The sequence below is a fragment of the Ramlibacter sp. genome (assembly GCA_019635435.1).
Classification (GTDB): Bacteria; Pseudomonadota; Gammaproteobacteria; order Burkholderiales; family Burkholderiaceae_C; genus JAHBZM01.
Map to the genome: position 1 here is coordinate 2,047,507 of JAHBZM010000001.1, position 17,609 is coordinate 2,065,115.

Consider the following 17,609-nt stretch of genomic DNA (forward strand, 5'->3'; position numbering starts at 1 on the left):
CAGATGGCCGCTGAACACGCCCGGCGGCTCGCCTCCCTCAGCCCGCCTGCCAGGTGTCGCCGGCCGCCAGGCCTGCTGGCCGCGCCAGCCGCGCTTGCGCGGCGGTATCACCGAGCAGTTGCGCGCGCCACCAGTCGGTGGTGATGGCGGCCACCAGGGCGTGGTGCCGGGGCTGAAGGCGGCGCGTGACTTCCTCGCGGCGCACGATCTCCGCGGCGCGGCCGGTCTGCCCGCCAAAGGTCATGTGGTCGGCATCCGCCAGCACCAGCTGGGCCTTGTGGCCGGCAGGCAGGGCCGCATAGACGCCGATGCGGCGCTCGGGCGTGGCACCCACGCCAACCACATCGTCATCGCGCGTGCCCGTCACGCACAGCGTGGGACGCGTGATGCGCGCAAATGCCTGCCGCGCATCGCCCACCACGGGCAGCGTGGGCGAGAAGGCCACAAAGGCCGCCAGCCGGGGCTCGCTGATCCCGCCAAAGCCGGGGTACTGCTGGCCCGCGATGCCCAGTGCGGTGTGGGCCCCGAACGAATGGCCGCTCATGCCCACCGCACCGGGCCGGGCCTGGGCCCACAAATCCTGTCCTGCCGCATGACGCCGGCCTATTTCGTCGAGCGCAAAGCCCACATCGCGCAGCCGCGCCAGCAGTTGCTGGGGGCTGCCCACCTGGCGCAGGGCCCGCTGGTCCGCGAAGGAGCGGGCGGCCAGGCGCACCGCGTCCAGATCGCTGCCCGGATGCTGCAGGTGCACCACCACCAGGCCGGCGTCAACCCAGGCCTGGCCCCAGACGCTGCCGCCATCGCGCGTGCCGCCCAGCCCGTGCGAAAACAGGACCACGGGCCAGCCTCCGGGCGGCGGCGTGCCGGCGGGCCAGCGCACGCGCACCGGCAACTGGCGCTGGCGCGCGGCGTCGTGCCAGGTCTCGTCGGTGACGGTGGCCGGGGAAGGCGGGGCGGCGCGGACAAGCCAGGGACAGAACCCGAGGGCTGACCCGCAGGCAGAAAGGGCAAGCAGTTGGCGGCGTGAAGGCTGCATGCCGCCAGTGTGCCGACTTTGTGTCAGGTTTGCATGGATCACGTGCATACCGTGTGCCGCGTGCTCCCAAGAAAATAGCGCCCCATGCCCGCTGGATGCGGACTGGGGCGCCATCTGGCTTGAAACGCCGGGTTTACAGCGTGTCGATGAAGCTGCGCAGCTTGTCCGAGCGGCTGGGGTGCTTGAGCTTGCGCAGGGCCTTGGCTTCTATTTGCCGGATGCGCTCGCGCGTCACGTCAAACTGCTTGCCCACTTCTTCCAGCGTGTGGTCGGTGGACATTTCAATGCCGAAGCGCATGCGCAGCACCTTGGCTTCGCGCGGGGTCAGGCTGTCGAGGATGTCCTTGACCACATCGCGCAGGCCGGCCTGCATCGCGGCCTCGATGGGCGCGGTGTTGGCCTGGTCCTCGATGAAGTCGCCCAGGTGTGAATCGTCGTCGTCGCCGATCGGCGTTTCCATGGAGATCGGCTCCTTGGCGATCTTCATGATCTTGCGGATCTTGTCCTCGGGGATTTCCATCTTCTCGGCCAGGATGGACGCATCGGGCTCGAAGCCGAACTCCTGCAGGTGCTGGCGGCTGATGCGGTTCATCTTGTTGATGGTCTCGATCATGTGCACCGGGATGCGGATGGTGCGCGCCTGGTCGGCGATCGAGCGCGTGATGGCCTGGCGGATCCACCAGGTGGCGTAGGTCGAGAACTTGTAGCCGCGGCGGTATTCGAACTTGTCGACCGCCTTCATCAGGCCGATGTTGCCTTCCTGGATCAGGTCCAGGAACTGCAGGCCGCGGTTGGTGTACTTCTTGGCGATGGAGATCACGAGGCGCAGGTTGGCCTCGATCATTTCCTTCTTGGCGTCACGCGAGCTGCGTTCGCCTTCGTTCATGCGCTTGTTGATGGCCTTGAGCTCGCCCAGCGGCACCACTACGCGCGACTGCAGGTCGGCCAGCATCTGCTGCAGCTCCTGGATCGGCGGAATGTTGCGCTCCATCACCACGCTCCAGGGCTTGCCGGCGGCCGCCTGCTTCTCGACCCACTTGAGGTTCAGCAGGTTGGGCGGGAAGTCCTTGATGAAGGTTTCCTGGGGCATGCCGCACTTGTCGACGATGATGCGGCGCAGCTCGCGCTCCTTGCGTCGCACATCGTCCACCTGGCCACGCACCAGGTCGCACAGCTTCTCGATGGTCTTGGCCGTGAAGCGGATGGTCATGAGCTCTTCGCTCAGGGCCGCCTGGGCCTTCTGGTAGGCCGGCGTGCCGTAGCCTTCCTTGTCGTAGATCTTGTGGACCTTCTCGAACAGGGTGGTGATGCGGTCAAAGCGCTCCAGCGCCTGGGTCTTGAGCTCCTCGAGCTTCTTGGTCAGGGCCTTGGAGCCGCCGTTGCCGTCGTCGTCGTCGGCTTCGTCGTATTCGTCAAAGTCTTCCTCGGCCACGAAGTCATCGGCTTCGTTGGGGTTGGAGAAGCCGTCCACCACGGTGGAGATCACGACCTTGCCCTCGCGGATCTCGGCGGCCAGGCGCAGGATCTCGGCAATGGTGGCCGGGCTGGCGCTGATGGCCTCCATCATGGCCATCAGGCCGCCTTCGATGCGCTTGGCGATCTCGATTTCGCCTTCGCGCGTGAGCAGCTCGACCGTGCCCATCTCACGCATGTACATGCGCACGGGGTCGGTGGTGCGGCCGAACTCGCTGTCCACCGTGGACAGGGCGGCCTCGGCTTCTTCCTCGGCCTCTTCCTCGGTGGCCGGGGTCGGGCCGGTGTTGGTCAGCAGCAGGGTCTCGGCGTCGGGCGTCTGCTCGTACACCGCCACGCCCAGATCGTTGAGCATGGAGATCACGGCTTCGAGCGTCTCGGCATCGACCAGCTTGTCGGGCAGGTGGTCGGAGATTTCGCCGTGCGTGAGGTAGCCGCGGGTCTTGCCCAGCTTGAGCAGCGCCTTCAGGTGCGAGCGGCGCTTGAGCATTTCCTCTTCGGTCAGCACGGTTTCGTCCAGGCCGAACTCCTTCATCAGGGCCCGTTCCTTGGCCTTGCTGATCTTCATGCGCAGGGGCTTGACCTTTTCAGTGGTCTCGGCCACCGGTTCCCCGGCCAGATCGTCCTCGATGTCGGACATGTCCATGTCTTCGCCGGACTTGTTTTCGGTGGCGCTCTTGGGCTTGCGGCCGCGCTTGGCGCCGGTCTTGGCGGGCGCGCTGCCGTCAGCGGTCACGGCCTTGGGCGGGCGGCCGGGCTTTTTCTTGACGACTTCTTCGGTGGCGGCGGCCTTCACGGGCTTCTTGGGTTCTTCTTTGGCAGGGGACTTCGATGCGGGCACGGATTTCACTTTCGTAGCAGGCTGGGCGGCAGCCTTGGGGGCTGCCTTGGCCGCCGGTTTGGCGGCGGGCTTGGCAGCCGGTTTCTTGGACACGGTCTTGGCAACGGTTTTCGCGGACGACACGGGCTTCTTCGACTTTTGAGCGGGCATGAGGACCTCGGGGCATCAAAAACAGGAAACACAAAGCGCCACAACTCCCGGCGCGGGTGGCAAGACGGCCAGCGGGCAACACGGAGGGGGCCGCGCCGGGGTCTCAGGGGCAAGATGGGTGGGCGAACATTTGGTGTGCAGCCCTTGCGGTGGGTTGGCGGGTCGTGCGCTGTGGCATCGGTTGGCCGGTTTCCGGAGGTACTGCTGTCGCTCTTGCCGATAGCAACCTTACATTATACCGCCATGGCGGGAATTCAAGACCTGGAAGGCTCTTTTTCGGCGTCCAGGAGGGCGCGCAGGCGGGCGTAGGCCTCGGGGTCGGAGGGGGCCGCGGCGGCCAGCCGGCTCATTTCCTCGTCGCGCCGCAGCTTGCGCTCGGTCTCCAGGATGCCCTTGAGCTCGGCCATGTCGCTCTCGATCTCGGGCGGCACCTTGGCCACCTCGGCCACGGCAAAGGCCTCGTGTTCGTGGCCGCGCAGGGCCTCGCGCAGCGCGGCCCAGGGCTGGGGGCCATGGTCGTGGCTCTGGCCCTCGATCCAGGCAAACAGCGGCCCGTAGGGCGCCGGCAGCTCGCTGAGCAGGTGGTGGTCGTCGTTGCTCAGGTGGTCCCAGGCCTGGGGGTCGGTCAGCACGATCTGCAGCGCGCGGCCGGCCCGGCTGGCCGGCAGGGTCCGCCCCAAACGGGGCCTCGGGGCTGCGCTTTGCCAGGGTTTGGCCCGGGAGTCCCCGCCAGTCCGGCGTGGCTTGCTCTCAGAATCGTAGCGGCCGGTTGCCGGGCGCTGGCCGCGGGCCGGTGCGCCCAGGCCCCACAGCTCGGTGAGTTCATGGGCGCCCAGCTGCACCAGCTCGGCCAGGTCGCCCATCAGCTGGCGCTTGAGCGCGCCGTCGGGCATGGCACTCCACAGCGGCTTGGCGTTGGCGGCCAGGTGGGCCCGGCCCTCGGCGGTGTCCAGGTCGCAGCCCTCGCGCGCGGCCTCGATCAGGAAGCGGCTGAGCGGCGTGGCCTCGCTCACATAGCGGGCAAAGGCATCGGCGCCAAAAGCGCGGATGTAGCTGTCGGGGTCGTGCTCGGGCGGCAGGAACAGGAACTTGACCGAGCGCACGTCGGTGGCATAGGGCAGGGCGCCGTCCAGCGCCTTGCGGGCGGCGCGCCGGCCGGCGGCGTCGCCGTCGAAGCTGAAGACCACGCTGTCGGTGAAGCGGAACAGCTTTTGCACGTGGTCGGTGGTGCAGGCCGTGCCCAGCGTGGCCACCGCATTGGGAAAGCCCAGCTGCGCCAGGGCCACCACGTCCATGTAGCCCTCGGTCACCAGCACATAGCCGGCCTCGCGCAGGGCGTGGCGCGCCTCGAACAGGCCGTACAGTTCGCGGCCCTTGCTGAACACCGGGGTTTCGGGGGAGTTGAGGTATTTGGGTGTGCCGTCACCCAGCACGCGGCCGCCAAAGCCGATGCATTCGCCCTTGACGTTGCGGATCGGGAACATGATGCGGTCGCGGAAGCGGTCGTAGCGCCTGGCCTGTCCTGAGCCTGTCGAAGGGTCGCCACCGTTGTCGTCGGTGTTGACGATCACCAGGCCACTTTCGGCCAGCAACGGGTCGTCGTAACTGGGGAACACGCTGGCCAGGCTGCGCCAGCCCTCGGGCGCATAGCCCAGGCCGAACTGCCTGGCCACCTCGCCGCTCAGGCCGCGGCCCTTGAGGTAGTCGATGGCCCGGGGCGAATTCCTGAGCTGCTTGCGGTAGGCCTCGCCGGCCTTCTCGAGCACATCGGTCAGCGTGGCCTGCTTCTCGCGCTGCTGCGCCGCGCGCTCGCGGTCCTGCGGGCTGGCGTCGTCCTCGGGCACCTGCATGCCGTATTGCTGGGCCAGGTCCTTCACGGCTTCCACAAAGTTCATGCCCGCATGCTCCATGAGGAAGCTGATGGCATTGCCGTTCTTGCCGCAGCCAAAGCAGTGATAGAACTGCTTGGACGGGCTCACGCTGAAGCTCGGCGACTTCTCGCCATGGAAGGGGCACAGGCCCATGAAATTGGCGCCGCCCTTCTTGAGCTGCACGTAGCGGCCGACGATCTCCACCACGTCGGCGCGCGCGAGCAACTCTTGAATGAAGGACTGGGGGATGGCCATGGGTGGGGGGAACTACGTTCCGTATTCTTACCTAACGCGCCGCGCGGGTATCGCCGTTACGCTAGGGGCACACCGGCTCACCGGGAACATGGAGACAAGCATGACGAGTATTTTCGACCAGGACCTGCCGCGCAACGAGGCCAATTTCGCGCCCATGTCGCCACTGTCGTTCATCGAGCGCACGGCCGAGGTCTACCCGGCGCGGCTGGCCGTGGTGCATGGCGAGCTGCGCCGCAGCTGGGGCGAGCTGTACACGCGCTGCCGGCAACTGGCCAGCGCGCTGCGCCAGGCCGGTGTGGGCCCCGGCGACACCGTGGCCGTGATGCTGCCCAACACGCCGCCGATGGTCGAAGCCCATTTCGGCGTGCCGATGGCCGGGGCCGTGCTCAATGCCATGAACACGCGGCTGGACCCCGAGACCGTGGCCTTCATGCTCGACCACGGCGAGGCCCGCGTGGTGATCGTCGACCCGGAGTTCGCGCCGGTCATGCAAAAGGCGCTGGCCCTGCGCCAGGGCCAGCGGCCGCTGCTGGTGATCGATGTCCAGGACCCGGTCTACACCGGCGCGGTCACGCCCATTGGCAGCCTGACCTATGACGCCTTCGTGGCCGGTGGCGACCCGGCCTTTGCCTGGCAACTGCCCGCCGACGAATGGGATGCGATTGCGCTGAACTACACCAGCGGCACCACGGGCAACCCCAAGGGCGTGGTCTACCACCACCGCGGCGCGGCCACCAATGCCATCAGCAACATCCTTGAGTGGGACCTGCCCAAGCACGCGGTGTACCTGTGGACGCTGCCCATGTTCCACTGCAATGGCTGGTGCTTCCCCTGGACGGTGGCGGCCCGCGCCGGCGTGAACGTGTGCCTGCGCAAGGTCGAGGCGGGCGCCATCATCGACGCCATCAAGACCCATGGCGTGACGCACTACTGCGGCGCGCCCATCGTGCACGGCATGCTGGTCAATGCGCCCGACGCCATGAAGGCCGGCCTGCCGCGTGGCGTCAAGGCCATGGTGGCGGGCGCGGCGCCCCCGGCCTCGATGATCGAAGGCATGGAGCGGCTGGGCTTTGACCTGACCCATGTGTATGGCCTGACCGAGGTCTATGGCCCGGCCACCGCCTGCGCCACCCAGGCCGGCTGGGAGGGCCTGGACATTGGCGAGCGCGCCCGGCTCAACGCGCGCCAGGGCGTGCGCTACCACCTGCAGCGCGATGCGCGCGTGATCGACCCCGAGACCCTGCAGCCCGTGCCGCAGGACGGCGAGACCATGGGCGAGATCATGTTCCGCGGCAACATCACCATGAAGGGCTACCTCAAGAACCCCCAGGCCACGCAGGAGGCGTTTGCCGGCGGCTGGTTCCACACCGGCGACCTGGCCGTGCAGTACCCCGACGGCTACATCAAGATCAAGGACCGCAGCAAGGACATCATCATCTCGGGCGGCGAGAACATCTCGTCGATCGAGGTTGAAGACGTGCTGTACCGCCACCCCGACGTGCTGGCCGCCGCCGTGGTGGCACGGCCCGACCCCAAGTGGGGCGAGACGCCCTGTGCCTTTGTCGAGCTCAAGGCGGGGGCCGGCACCAGCGCGGCCGACATCGTGGCCCACTGCAAGAAGCACCTCGCGGGCTTCAAGGTGCCGCGCGCCGTGGTGTTTGGCGAGTTGCCCAAGACCAGCACCGGCAAGATCCAGAAGTTCGAGCTGCGCAAGCAGGCCGGCTCCGCCGCCGCCATCGACGTTTGAGGCGGCCCGAGCGCGTCAGGCCGCCTGATTTGCTATTGAATCAATAGCTGGAAGTAGCCGCCAGTCCTGGACTCCAGCCACTTTTGATGCTCAATCGCCCATCACGATGCCTTCGCGGCGCGGATCGGCGCCGCCCAGCCACAGCGGGATGCCATGGGCCTGTCCGCGCGTGATGGCCTGCAGGCCGCTGGTCATGTTGCGCTCGGTCACGTCGGCGCCGCGCTGGCGCAGCGCCTCGACCGTGGCGGCCGGGAAGCGGCCTTCTTCCAGGATGGTGGGGCCGTTGAGCGAGGCGAAGTTGGGCAGGTTGATGGCCTGCTGCGGCGTCATGCCCCAGTTGAGCACGCCGTACAGGGTCTTGGCCGTGAAGTGGATGATCAGCGCGCCGCCGGGGCTGCCGCCGCTCATCACGAGCTGGCCCGTGGCCTTGTCAAACACCAGCGTCGGCGCCATGGACGAGCGCGGGCGCTTGCCGGCCTGCACCCGGTTGGCAATCGGCTTGCCCTGGGCGTCGGCGGGCGCAAAGCTGAAGTCGGTCAGCTCGTTGTTGAGCAAGAAGCCCTTGACCATCTGGCGCGCGCCAAACACGTCCTCGATGGTGGTGGTCATGGCGATGGCGTTGCCATACGGGTCCACGATGCTGATGTGGCTGGTGCCGTGCTCGATCTGGCCGGGCATCGGGGCGTAGCTGGTCTTGACCGCGCCGGGGTTGCCGGGCTGCGCAACCTTCATGCTCTGCTCCTCGATCAGCGCGGCGCGGCTGGCGAGGTAGCTGTCGTCAAGCAGGCTCATCCAGCTGCCGCCGGGCGGCTGCACAAAGTCGGGGTCAGCCACGTACAGGCCGCGGTCGGCAAAGGCCAGGCGCGAAGCCTCGGTGTACAGGTGCAGCCAGTTGGCGCCGGGCAGCCCGTCTTCGAGCGGCTGGAAGGCCGCCGGGGTGTGGCTCAGGATGCCCAGGATCTGGCCCACGGCCAGCGCGCCGGAGCTGGGCGGCGGGAAGCCGCAGATGCGGTACTCATGCGACGCGCCCGGTGCCTGCGCCAGGTAGTCGTGGCAGATCGGTGCGCGCTTCTTGGCCTGGTAGCCCGACAGGTCGGCCAGGCTGAGCTTGCCGGGGTTGGCCGCATGGCCCTGCACCTTGGCGACGATGGCCTGGGCCACCGGGCCTTCGAGCAGGCCTTTGGACCCTTCGGCCGCGATCTGGCGCAGCACCGCTGCAAATTCCGGGTTCTTCAGTGTGTGGCCCACGGGCCAGGGCTCGCCCTTGGCATCGTAGAAGTAGGCGGCGGCCTGCGGGTCGTTCCTGAGGTACTTGTCGCCCTTGACCAGGGTGTTGAGCCGCGCGCTGACCTTGAAGCCGCCTTCGGCCAGGGTGATGGCGGGCTGGAACAGCGTGGCCCAGGGCAGCTTGCCGTATTGCCGGTGCGCCATCTCCAGCATGCGCACCGTGCCCGGCGTGCCGACGGAGCGGCCGCCGACCACGGCGTCGTAGAACGACAGCGGCTTGCCGTCGGCGCCCAGAAACACCTTCTCGCTGGCGGCGGCGGGCGCGGTTTCGCGGCCGTCAAAGGCCTCCACATCCTTGCCGTTGTAGTGCAGCAGGAAGGCCCCGCCGCCAATGCCGCTGGACTGCGGCTCCACCAGGCCCAGCACCATCTGCACCGCAATGGCCGCGTCAATGGCCGAGCCACCGGCCTTGAGGATCTGGTAGCCCGCGTCGGTGGCCAGCGGGTTGGCCGCCGCGACCGCGAACTTGGTGGTGGCCCAGCCCGGCTTTTCGGTGTAGCCCGAGGAGCCCTCGGGCTGCAGCGGCACGGTGTAGCTGAAGTTGGACGGCGCGCTGGCGCAGGCGGCCAGCAGGGCGGCCGTGGCGAGCGCGGCAAGGGTGTGTTTCATGGAGGCTCCTGGTTGTTGTGGTGGGCCCGGGCACGCGCCACCGGGGCCTGGGATGACTATACGGGGCGGCCCCGTGCATCACAATCGCCGTTGCAAGAATTGACTCTTTCATGGAATTTGACAATCTGGACGACCTGCGCGTGCTGCTGGCAACGGCAGAGACCGGGGGCCTGACGGCGGCCGGCAAGCGCTGCGGGCTCAGCACCGCCGCCGTGAGCGCGGCGCTCAAGCGCCTGGAGGCATCGCTCGGCGTGCGCCTGTTCGAGCGCACCACGCGCTCGGTGCGCGCCACGGCCGAAGGGGAGGTCATCATCGACCACGCGCGCCGCGCGCTCGACCTTCTGTCCCGGGGCCAGGCCCAGGTGAGATCAGGCGCGCGGGGCCTGGCCGGCAGCATCCGCATCAGCGTCGCAGCCACGCTGGCGCGCGAGATCGTGGCCAACTGGCTGGCCGGCTTTGCGGCGGCCCACCCCGGCATCGAGATCGAGCTGCAGGTGAGCGACGACCATGTGGACCTGGTGCGCGAGGGCATCGATCTCGCCTTGCGCCATGGGCCGCTGGGCGATTCGAGCCACACGGCGCGGCTGCTGGCGCCGGCCCGCCGCATGGCGTGCGCAAGCCCGGCCTATCTGGCGGCGTCTGGCCGGCCGGCCGAGCCCGCGGAGCTCGTGAACCACGATTGTCTGGTCTATCACATCCGCGGCCGGCGGCACGACACCTGGTTGTTCGGGGCGCCCGGCGCGCCGTTGGAAGCGCTGCGGCCGGTGCGGGTGCGTGGCCGGCTGAACTGCAACGATGCCTCGATCGCCCACCAATGGGCGCTGCAGGGCCGCGGGATCATCTACCAGTCCGAACTGGCCCTGGCCGAGGCCTTGCGCAGCGGCGCGCTGCAGCGCCTGTTCCCGCAGCATGCCGGGGAGCCGGCGCCGCTGTATGCGGTCATGCCCAGCGGCCGGTTTGTCCCGGCCCGGGTGGCGGCCGTGGTGGATCAGCTCAGCGCGCTGTTCCGCGGCGAACTGGCGGCCCTGCACCCGGGGGCTACCACGGCGCCTTGCGCCAGTAAGTGACGTAGCAGTCGCCGTCCAGGCAGAGCATCGGGTCCCGGTTTTTGGGGTGGTTGCGACGCTCCAGCCGGTAGGTGTGGGTCTGGCCGCCGTTGGAGCGCGCGGTGATGCTGTCGGCCGTGCTGCTCCATTGCCCGGCGTCGCCGCTGCTGCCGGTGGTGCCGCCCCACATGCCCCCACCGTAGGCCGAGGCGCTGCGCTGCGAGCCGTAAACATAGGAGCCGTCGGCCCGCAGCTCAAAGCAGGCCGAGCTTTGCGAGCCGCCGCCGGCATTGGCCGTGAAGCTCGAGGCCTTGCACCATTTGCCCACCAGGGCCTGCGCGAGGCCACCGCCTCCGCCCTGGGCCTGGCCCTGCGGTGGTGCCGAGTTCCGGGGCGCTTGTCCCCGCGTCAGCGTCAGCACGCCGGACAACTGGCCACCGGCCACGCGCAGCTGGTTGCCGCGCACTTCAAACTGGTAGACGGCGAGTTCGCCCTGGTCTTCGACCCACAGGCTGGTGCCCTGGACCTGGTAGCGGATCGGCCTGCCGTCCACCTGGCCGCCGCCGCGCCCGTCGAGCGTGATCGCGATGGGAGTGCCTTCAACGGCGCCGTGCCAGGATCCCGTGAGCGCGGGGTTGGCCAGAGCCATGTTTGCGCCCAGGGCGAGCGCCAGAAGAAGCAGAAACCGGTTTGGCATCGCGCGACTCCGTCCAGGATGTCGCGCGACTATAGGCCGGCGCCCAGGCGCTGGCAACCGGCGCTGGCCCCCAGCCGCTGGCTCAGCGCGGTGCCAGCCGGATCGCGCCGTCCAGGCGGATCACCTCGCCATTGAGCATGTCGTTTTCGATGATGTGTTTGGCCAGCTTGGCATAGTCCCCGGGCGTGCCCAGGCGGCTGGGGAAGGGCACGCTGGCGGCCAGTGCGTCCTGCACCTCCTGGGGCATGCCGAACAGCATGGGCGTGCCGAAAATGCCGGGGGCAATGGTCATGTTGCGGATGCCGTTGCGCGCCAGGTCGCGGGCGATCGGCAGGGTCATGCCCACCACGCCGCCCTTGGAGGCGCTGTAGGCGGCCTGGCCGATCTGGCCGTCATAGGCGGCCACGCTGGCGGTGGAAATCATCACGCCGCGCTCGCCGGTGGGCTCGGGCTCGTTCTTGCACATGGCGTCGGCCGCCAGGCGGATCATGTTGAAACTGCCGATGAGGTTGACCGTGATGGTCTTGGAAAACAGCGCGAAGTTGTGGGCGCCGTTCTTGCCCACGGTTTTCTCGGCGGGGGCGATGCCCGCGCAGTTGACCAGGCCCATCAGCTTGCCCAGCGACACGGCCTTGGCCACCACGGCCTGGCCGTCGGCTTCCTGGCTCACGTCGCACTTGACGAAGGCGCCGCCGATGTCCTTGGCCACGGCCTCGCCCTTGTCGACCTGCATGTCGGCCACCACGACCGTGGCGCCGTTGGCCGCGAGCATGCGTGCCGTGCCTTCACCCAGGCCCGAGGCGCCGCCCGTGACGATGAATACCTTGCCCTTGATTTCCATGAACCGCTCCTGAATTGACGTTGACGTAAACGTCAATTATGAACGATCAGGGGTGGCGGGCAATACGATCTCGACCAGCGTGCCCTGGCCCGGCGAGCTGGTCACGCGCACCAGGCCACCGTGCAGTTCGGCGATGCGCTTGACGATGGCCAGGCCCAGGCCCTTGCCGCCTTCGCCGGTGGCCGGGGCCACGCTCTGGCGACTCTGGTAGAAGCGGTCGAACAGGTGGGGCAGGTCATTGGCCGCGATGCCGGGGCCGGTGTCGCGCACCTGCACCGCCACCTGGCTGCCCTGGGCCACCGCCTGCAGGGTGATGTGGGCGCCGGCGCCGCAGAACTTCAGGGCGTTGTCCACCAGGTTGGCCACCGCGCGTTCCAGCAGTTCGATGTCCACCGTGGCCAGCGCGGGGGTGTCTTGCGGCGGCGCCGCCACCAGGGTCACACCCAGGCGGGCCGCGCGCTCCGCGAACCGCATGGCCACGCCGTCCAGCAGTTCGGCCAGGTCCAGCACCTCGCCGCGCAGCTTGAATTCGGGTTCGTCAAGCTGCGCCAGGTCACCCAGTGACTGCACCATGCGCGCGGCGTTCTGGGTGTTGCGCAGGGCCACCGCCACCAGCGCCTGGTCGCCGGCGCGGGCCGGGTCACCGGCCCAGCGGTTGTCCAGCGTCTCCAGGCAGGCGGTGGTGGCCGTGAGCGGCGAGCGCAGGTCGTGCGACAGGTTGCTCACGCCCTCGCGGCGGAAATGGTCGAGCCGGCGCAGCGTGCTCCACTGGGTGCGCAGGGTGGCCAGCATGGCGCCCATGCCGCGGGCCAGTTGCCCGAACTCATCGCGCGATTGCGAGTCCGGCAGTTCGATTGCCGCGCCGCCCGCCGTGGCAGCGCCGGACGCCATGCCGTCCAGCCCTTCGCGCGTGACCGCGCTGACCGCGGCCGTCAGCCGCGCCAGCGGGCGTGTGACCGCAGCCGTGACCCAGGCCGCCAGCAGCGTGGCCACCGCCACCACCGCGAGGATCAGCAGCAGGCCCGGCTCGGCCAGCGAGCCGCGCAGCGCGGCCACGCGGTCCTCGGTCAGGGTGCGCGGCTGGCTCACGAGGTACAGGTAGCCGGCCACCGGCTCATCGGGGCGGATCACCGTGCGGCGCAGGGGCTTGGCCGCGATCACCGCGCGCGTGTCCATGCGCTGCGGGTCGTCGCCCAGCACATAGGGCATGGGGACCGCGCCCGCGGCTTCGCGCACCGGCGCCAGCCGGACCTTGAAGCCCGGGGGCAGCCGCTTTTCGGAGGTGGAGGCCACCACGGTGCCATCGGCCGCCAGCAGGTAGAGCTGGGTGTCGGGCTCGTAGAGCACCAGGTTGGCGAGGAACACCATGAATTCCTCGGGAAAGCGCTGCTGCATGGTCAGCAGGTCGGGGTTCTGGGCCACCACGCGCTTGAGGAAGGCGTCGCCCCGGTAGTAGGCCGACTCGTGCTCGAACCGCTGGAAGGCCATCAGCACGGTCACCAGCACGCCAATGACGGTGAGCAGGCCCGTGAAGAAGATCGTGAAGGCGATCTTGGCCCGGACCGTCATGGCGGCGGTGCTTCGCGCATCTTGTAGCCTGCGCCGCGCACGGTCAGGATCATCTCGGGGCGCAGCGCGTCGGCCTCGAGCTTGGCGCGCAGGCGGTTGATGTGCGTGGTCACGGTGTGTTCATAGCCGTCGTGGGTGTAGCCCCAGACGGCGTTGAGCAGTTGCCCGCGCGAGAACACATGGCCGGGGTGCCGCGCAAAGTGCAGCAGCAGGTCGAATTCGAGCGCCGTGAAGTCCAGCAGTTGCCCGCGCGAGCGCACCTGGCGCTTGACGGGCTGGATCTCGAGTTCACCGTTCACGATGGCGCCGGGCTGGCTGTGCGTGGCCGCTTCGGCCGCGCGCAGCAGCTCCGAGCGCCGCAGCAGCGCCTTGACCCGCGCCAGCAGTTCGGCCAGCGAGAAGGGCTTGGTGAGGTAGTCGTCGGCGCCCAGCTCCAGCCCCAGCACCCGGTCCAGTTCGGTGGACTTGGCCGTGAGCATGAGGATGGGGGTGCTCGAGCCGCGGGCCCGCAGCGTCTTGCACAGCTCCAGGCCATCCAGGCCCGGCATCATGAGGTCCAGCACCATCAGGTCACTGGGTTCGCGGGTCTGCAGGTCCAGCGCGCGCAGGCCGTCCCCGGCCTCGACCACTTCATAGCCGGCGCCGCGCAGGTTCAGCGCCAGCAGGTCGCGGATGTCGGTCTGGTCTTCGGCAACGAGGATGCGTTTCATGGTGTCCACGGCGGGGGAGTCGGCCCCGTTGGCGGCTTTCTTACCGAAATGTTATCGGAATGTGATCTTCCGCGACCTTGTCGTGAGGTGGGGTGGCCACAGTACAGCCATCGACACAGACGACTCCGGTCACCAGAGGACACCCCATGAATGCCACCCTGACCCGTTCCGCCCCGCTTGCTCCCGCCGCCACCGCCCCGCTGCGCGCGGCGCCGGTCTGCAGCATCGAGATGTATGCGCACCGTGATTACCTGGTGCGCTTCGCGCGCCGCAAGCTGCAGGACCCGATGCTGGCCGAGGACGTGGTGCACGACGTGTTCGAGGCCGTGCTGTCGGGCCGCGCGGTGTTCGAGGGCCGCAGCGCGCTGCGCAGCTGGCTGGTTGCCATCCTGAAGCACAAGCTGGTGGACTTGATCCGCGAGCGCAGCCGCTACGCCTCGCTGGACGACGGCGGCGAGGAGGGCGAAGCCGTCGAGACCGAATGCGAGGCCCCGCGCCCCGACGAACAGGCCGAGCAGCGCGAGCGGCTGGCGCAGGTGCTGGCCCGGCTGGAGCAGTTGCCCCAGGGCCTGCGCGACGTGATGCACTGGCGCGTGCTGCGCGACGAGCCCACCGAGGCGGTCTGCAAGCGGCTGGCGATCAGCCCCGAGAGCATGTTTGTGCGCCTGCACCGGGCCCGCCGCCAGCTGCTGTGCTGAGGCCGCTGCACCGGGGCCTTGTGCGGACTACTTGAATCCCACGCGGTCCAGCATCTGCTGGATTTTGGCCTGGTTCATGCCAATGGCCGAGAGCGGGATGGTCTCGCTCTTGAACGCGCCGCCGCTCATGGCCTTGAGGGCGGGGTTGCCGATGGTCACGCCGCGCGCCACCGGCCATTCGTTGTTGCCATCGGCGAAATAGGTTTGGGCGTCGGGGCTGGCCAGGTACTCCAGGAACTTGATGGCGTTGGCCCGGTTCTTTGAATTTTTCGCCACAGCGCCGCCCGCGATGTTCAGGTGGGTGCCCCAGCTGGCCTGGTTGGGAAATACCACGCCCACCTTTTCCATCACGGCCCGGTCCTCGGGGTTGGCCGAGCGGATCATGCGGGCAATGTAGTAGGTGTTGCTCACGGCGATCTGGCATTCGCCCGAGCCCACGGCCTTGATCTGGTCGGTGTCGCCACCGCGCGGCGCGCGCGCCATGTTGTCGACCACGCCCTTGAGCCAGGCCTCGGTTTTCTGCTCGCCCATGTGCTCCATGAGCGCACTGAACAGCGACAGGTTGTAGGGGTGCGAGCCCGAGCGCAGGCAGACCTTGCCCTTGTTCTTGGGGTCGGCCAGCTCTTCGTAGGTGTCGACATCGGCCTTCTTGACGCTCAGCTTGTCGTACACGATCACCCGGCCGCGGGTTGAAAACCCGAACCAGGTGATGCCCTCGGGCGAGGCCTTGGCGTGGTACTGCGCGGGGATCGCGTCCTCGAGCACCCTGGAGCGGATGGGCTGGAACAGGCCATCCACATCGCCGCGGTACAGTCGCGCCGCGTCCACCAGCAGGATCACATCGGCCGGGGAGGCGGCGCCCTCGGCCTTCAGCCGCGCGAGAATGCCGGCATCGTCGGCGTCAACCCGGTTGATGCGGATGCCGGTGGCCTTGGTGAAGTTGCTGTACAGCGCCTCGTCGGTTGAGTAGTGGCGCGCCGAATACAGGTTGACGACCTGTTCCTGGGCCGATGCGAAGCCGGCGGCGGCCAGCAGCGCGAGGCAAAGGGCTTTTTTGATCATGGTGAAGAAGGCAGTGAGGAAACGATTCGATGATAAAGCAAACGCGAATCATTCTTAATAAAGCCGGCGAGCGCGCAAGGCTTTTGCTCGCGGTGGCGGGCGGCCTCGCGGTGGCGTTGCTGGCGGGCTGCGCCATGGGCCCGGCCGCGCCCCCGGTGGCGGCCACGCCGGTGCCCGCCGCGGCGCCCCATGTCCCCAGGATCGGGCTGGCCCTTGGCGGCGGCGCGGCACGGGGGTTTGCCCATGTCGGCGTGATCCAGGCGCTCGAGGAGGCTGGCATCCGACCTGATCTGGTCACCGGCACTTCGGCCGGCAGCCTGGTGGCTGCGCTGTATGCGAGCGGGCGCAACGGTGCCCAGCTGCAGCAGGTGGCCGAAACCATGGAAGAGGCCGCATTCACCGACTGGATGCTGCCGCTGTTCAGCCGCGGCGTCCTGCGCGGCGAGGCGCTGGCGCGCTATGTGAACACCCAGGTGCAGCGCAAGCTGATCGAAGACATGCCGCTGCCCCTGGGCATCGTGGCCACCGACCTGCAAAGCGGGCAGGGCGTGCTGTTCCAGCGTGGCGACACGGGCACGGCTGTGCGGGCCTCCAGCGCCGTGCCATCGATCTTCCTGCCCGTGCCGATTGCCGGGCGCGATTATGTGGACGGGGGGCTGGTGTCGCCGGTGCCGGTGCGCTACGCGCGCCAGATGGGCGCGGAGCTGGTGATCGCCGTGGACATTTCGAGCGCGCCCGAGGGCAACCCCTCGGGGGACACCTTGCAGCTCCTGCTGCAGACCTTTGCCATCATGGGCCGCAGCATCAATGCCTGGGAACTGCGCGAGGCCGACGTGGTGGTCCGGCCGGCCCTGGCGGGCATGCGCGGCGCGGACTTCGGGGCACGGTTGCGGGCCATCGAGGCCGGGCGTCAGGCCATGCGGCAGGCGCTGCCGCAGCTGCGGCAGGCCATCGCAGCCCACGCCAGATAAAAAAAGGCCCAGTCCGAAAACTGGGCCTTGAAGGGATCCCTGAACCTTGAAGGTGTCGAAAGGACCCGAGGAGACAATCAGCAGAACTCTCGTTCAATGAACCAGAGTATCGAATGGATGCTTCCTGGTTTGTAGAGTTCCCGCTCCAGACAGCTGGAGGCGGGTTCCCGGCAATCAAGAGGGCTTAGCGCTTCTTGGCGGTGGTCTTGGCAGCGCTCACGGCGGTGTTGGCCACGGCGTTGAAGTTGGCTTCAGCCACGTCGGTGGCTTGCTTCACGGCCTTTTGCACCGATTCCAGGGCGTTGTTGCCGGCGGCAATGGCGCTCTTGAACACGGCCACAGCGGTTTCGGAGCCGGCCGGGGCATTCTTGGAAGCGTTGTCCACGACGGACATGAACTTCTTCTGTGCGTCGCTGGCCTGGGCTTCGAAAGCCTTGCCGAATTCGGCGCCGGTGCCCGAAGCGATGTCATACAGGTGACGGCTGTAGGCGGCGGTCTTTTCAGCCAGGGGCTGGAACAGGCTGGCTTGCAGCGCGAGCAGTTCCTGCGCGTCCTTGACGCTCAGGACGGCCTGGGTGGTGTCGGCGGCTTCGGTCAGCGCGGCCTTGGAAGCCGTGACGTTCAGCTCGACGAGCTTTTCCACGCCTTCGAATGCTTTGCCGGTCAGGCCAAACAGGGTTTCGATGTTGGCTTTGTGGGCGGCCAGGATTTGTTCAGCGGTCAACATATCAATATCTCCAGTGAGT

The 17,609-nt window shown here is 68.3% G+C and carries 14 protein-coding genes; 4 read left to right on the forward strand and 10 right to left on the reverse strand.

Annotated elements, in window-relative coordinates; all coding sequences use genetic code 11:
* Positions 1 to 37: 37 nt before the first annotated feature.
* From KF796_09860 to dnaG, 3 genes are all read right to left on the reverse strand, one after another.
* A complete protein-coding gene (locus KF796_09860; protein MBX3586942.1) occupies positions 38 to 1,036 on the reverse strand; it encodes a hypothetical protein in 999 nt (332 codons plus the stop codon).
* 133 nt (positions 1,037 to 1,169) lie between these two features.
* The gene (gene rpoD / locus KF796_09865) at positions 1,170 to 3,500 is read right to left on the reverse strand and encodes an RNA polymerase sigma factor RpoD (GenBank protein MBX3586943.1); all 2,331 of its coding nucleotides are present in this window, start codon (positions 3,498 to 3,500) and stop codon (positions 1,170 to 1,172) included.
* A 254-nt stretch (positions 3,501 to 3,754) separates the two neighbouring features.
* Positions 3,755 to 5,626, reverse strand: a complete 1,872-nt coding sequence (gene dnaG, locus KF796_09870; GenBank protein ID MBX3586944.1) for a DNA primase — start codon at positions 5,624 to 5,626, stop codon at positions 3,755 to 3,757.
* Positions 5,627 to 5,726: 100 nt separating this feature from the next.
* Between dnaG and KF796_09875 the strand changes: the two genes are divergently transcribed.
* Positions 5,727 to 7,373 (forward strand): acyl-CoA synthetase, encoded by a 1,647-nt coding sequence (locus KF796_09875; protein MBX3586945.1) that lies wholly within the window; start codon positions 5,727 to 5,729, stop codon positions 7,371 to 7,373.
* Positions 7,374 to 7,463: 90 nt separating this feature from the next.
* On the opposite strand, the gene KF796_09880 is transcribed toward KF796_09875, so the two are convergent.
* The gene (locus KF796_09880) at positions 7,464 to 9,269 is read right to left on the reverse strand and encodes a gamma-glutamyltransferase family protein (protein ID MBX3586946.1); all 1,806 of its coding nucleotides are present in this window, start codon (positions 9,267 to 9,269) and stop codon (positions 7,464 to 7,466) included.
* Between the two features lie 110 nt (positions 9,270 to 9,379).
* On the opposite strand from KF796_09880, the gene KF796_09885 reads away from it, so the two are divergent.
* Complete coding sequence (locus tag KF796_09885; GenBank protein MBX3586947.1) at positions 9,380 to 10,336, forward strand: LysR family transcriptional regulator; 957 nt, start codon at positions 9,380 to 9,382, stop codon at positions 10,334 to 10,336.
* Here the strand turns inward: KF796_09885 and KF796_09890 are convergent.
* From KF796_09890 to KF796_09905, 4 genes are all read right to left on the reverse strand, one after another.
* On the reverse strand, positions 10,308 to 10,964 hold the full coding sequence (locus KF796_09890; GenBank protein ID MBX3586948.1) for a hypothetical protein: 657 nt from the start codon (positions 10,962 to 10,964) through the stop codon (positions 10,308 to 10,310). The two genes, KF796_09885 and KF796_09890, sit on opposite strands and share 29 nt — an antisense overlap.
* A 130-nt stretch (positions 10,965 to 11,094) precedes the next feature.
* Positions 11,095 to 11,853: a 3-hydroxyacyl-CoA dehydrogenase gene (locus KF796_09895; protein ID MBX3586949.1), complete on the reverse strand. Its 759-nt coding sequence runs from the start codon at positions 11,851 to 11,853 to the stop codon at positions 11,095 to 11,097.
* A gap of 36 nt (positions 11,854 to 11,889) precedes the next feature.
* Positions 11,890 to 13,422, reverse strand: coding sequence for a HAMP domain-containing histidine kinase (locus KF796_09900; GenBank protein MBX3586950.1), 1,533 nt, complete (start codon positions 13,420 to 13,422; stop codon positions 11,890 to 11,892).
* Positions 13,419 to 14,141 (reverse strand): response regulator transcription factor, encoded by a 723-nt coding sequence (locus KF796_09905; protein MBX3586951.1) that lies wholly within the window; start codon positions 14,139 to 14,141, stop codon positions 13,419 to 13,421. The genes KF796_09900 and KF796_09905 overlap by 4 nt, the downstream gene beginning before the upstream one ends.
* Positions 14,142 to 14,278: 137 nt before the next feature.
* Here KF796_09905 and KF796_09910 point away from each other — a divergent pair, with 137 nt between their 5' ends.
* Entirely contained in the window at positions 14,279 to 14,830 is a 552-nt protein-coding gene (locus KF796_09910; protein ID MBX3586952.1) for a sigma-70 family RNA polymerase sigma factor, read from the forward strand.
* 27 nt (positions 14,831 to 14,857) lie between these two features.
* Here KF796_09910 and KF796_09915 read toward each other — a convergent pair whose 3' ends face one another.
* Positions 14,858 to 15,892 carry an extracellular solute-binding protein gene (locus KF796_09915; protein ID MBX3586953.1) on the reverse strand — a complete coding sequence of 345 codons (1,035 nt, stop codon included), beginning with the start codon at positions 15,890 to 15,892 and terminating at the stop codon, positions 14,858 to 14,860.
* Positions 15,893 to 15,921: 29 nt separating this feature from the next.
* Here KF796_09915 and KF796_09920 point away from each other — a divergent pair, with 29 nt between their 5' ends.
* A complete protein-coding gene (locus KF796_09920; GenBank protein ID MBX3586954.1) occupies positions 15,922 to 16,863 on the forward strand; it encodes a patatin-like phospholipase family protein in 942 nt (313 codons plus the stop codon).
* 184 nt (positions 16,864 to 17,047) lie between these two features.
* Here KF796_09920 and KF796_09925 read toward each other — a convergent pair whose 3' ends face one another.
* Positions 17,048 to 17,590, reverse strand: coding sequence for a phasin family protein (locus tag KF796_09925; GenBank protein ID MBX3586955.1), 543 nt, complete (start codon positions 17,588 to 17,590; stop codon positions 17,048 to 17,050).
* Between the last annotated feature and the right edge of the window lie 19 nt (positions 17,591 to 17,609).

What these genes read in the sequence shown, in the direction of transcription:
- KF796_09900 (MBX3586950.1), bottom strand. Translation starts at nt 13,422, where the DNA reads ATGACGGTCCGGGCCAAGATCGCCTTCACGATCTTCTTCACGGGCCTG.
- KF796_09895 (MBX3586949.1), bottom strand. Translation starts at nt 11,853, where the DNA reads ATGGAAATCAAGGGCAAGGTATTCATCGTCACGGGCGGCGCCTCGGGC.
- KF796_09860 (MBX3586942.1), bottom strand. Translation starts at nt 1,036, where the DNA reads ATGCAGCCTTCACGCCGCCAACTGCTTGCCCTTTCTGCCTGCGGGTCA.
- KF796_09925 (MBX3586955.1), bottom strand. Translation starts at nt 17,590, where the DNA reads ATGTTGACCGCTGAACAAATCCTGGCCGCCCACAAAGCCAACATCGAA.
- KF796_09885 (MBX3586947.1), top strand. Translation starts at nt 9,380, where the DNA reads ATGGAATTTGACAATCTGGACGACCTGCGCGTGCTGCTGGCAACGGCA.
- rpoD (MBX3586943.1), bottom strand. Translation starts at nt 3,500, where the DNA reads ATGCCCGCTCAAAAGTCGAAGAAGCCCGTGTCGTCCGCGAAAACCGTT.
- KF796_09875 (MBX3586945.1), top strand. Translation starts at nt 5,727, where the DNA reads ATGACGAGTATTTTCGACCAGGACCTGCCGCGCAACGAGGCCAATTTC.
- KF796_09915 (MBX3586953.1), bottom strand. Translation starts at nt 15,892, where the DNA reads ATGATCAAAAAAGCCCTTTGCCTCGCGCTGCTGGCCGCCGCCGGCTTC.
- KF796_09920 (MBX3586954.1), top strand. Translation starts at nt 15,922, where the DNA reads ATGATAAAGCAAACGCGAATCATTCTTAATAAAGCCGGCGAGCGCGCA.
- KF796_09910 (MBX3586952.1), top strand. Translation starts at nt 14,279, where the DNA reads ATGAATGCCACCCTGACCCGTTCCGCCCCGCTTGCTCCCGCCGCCACC.
- KF796_09890 (MBX3586948.1), bottom strand. Translation starts at nt 10,964, where the DNA reads ATGGCTCTGGCCAACCCCGCGCTCACGGGATCCTGGCACGGCGCCGTT.
- KF796_09880 (MBX3586946.1), bottom strand. Translation starts at nt 9,269, where the DNA reads ATGAAACACACCCTTGCCGCGCTCGCCACGGCCGCCCTGCTGGCCGCC.
- dnaG (MBX3586944.1), bottom strand. Translation starts at nt 5,626, where the DNA reads ATGGCCATCCCCCAGTCCTTCATTCAAGAGTTGCTCGCGCGCGCCGAC.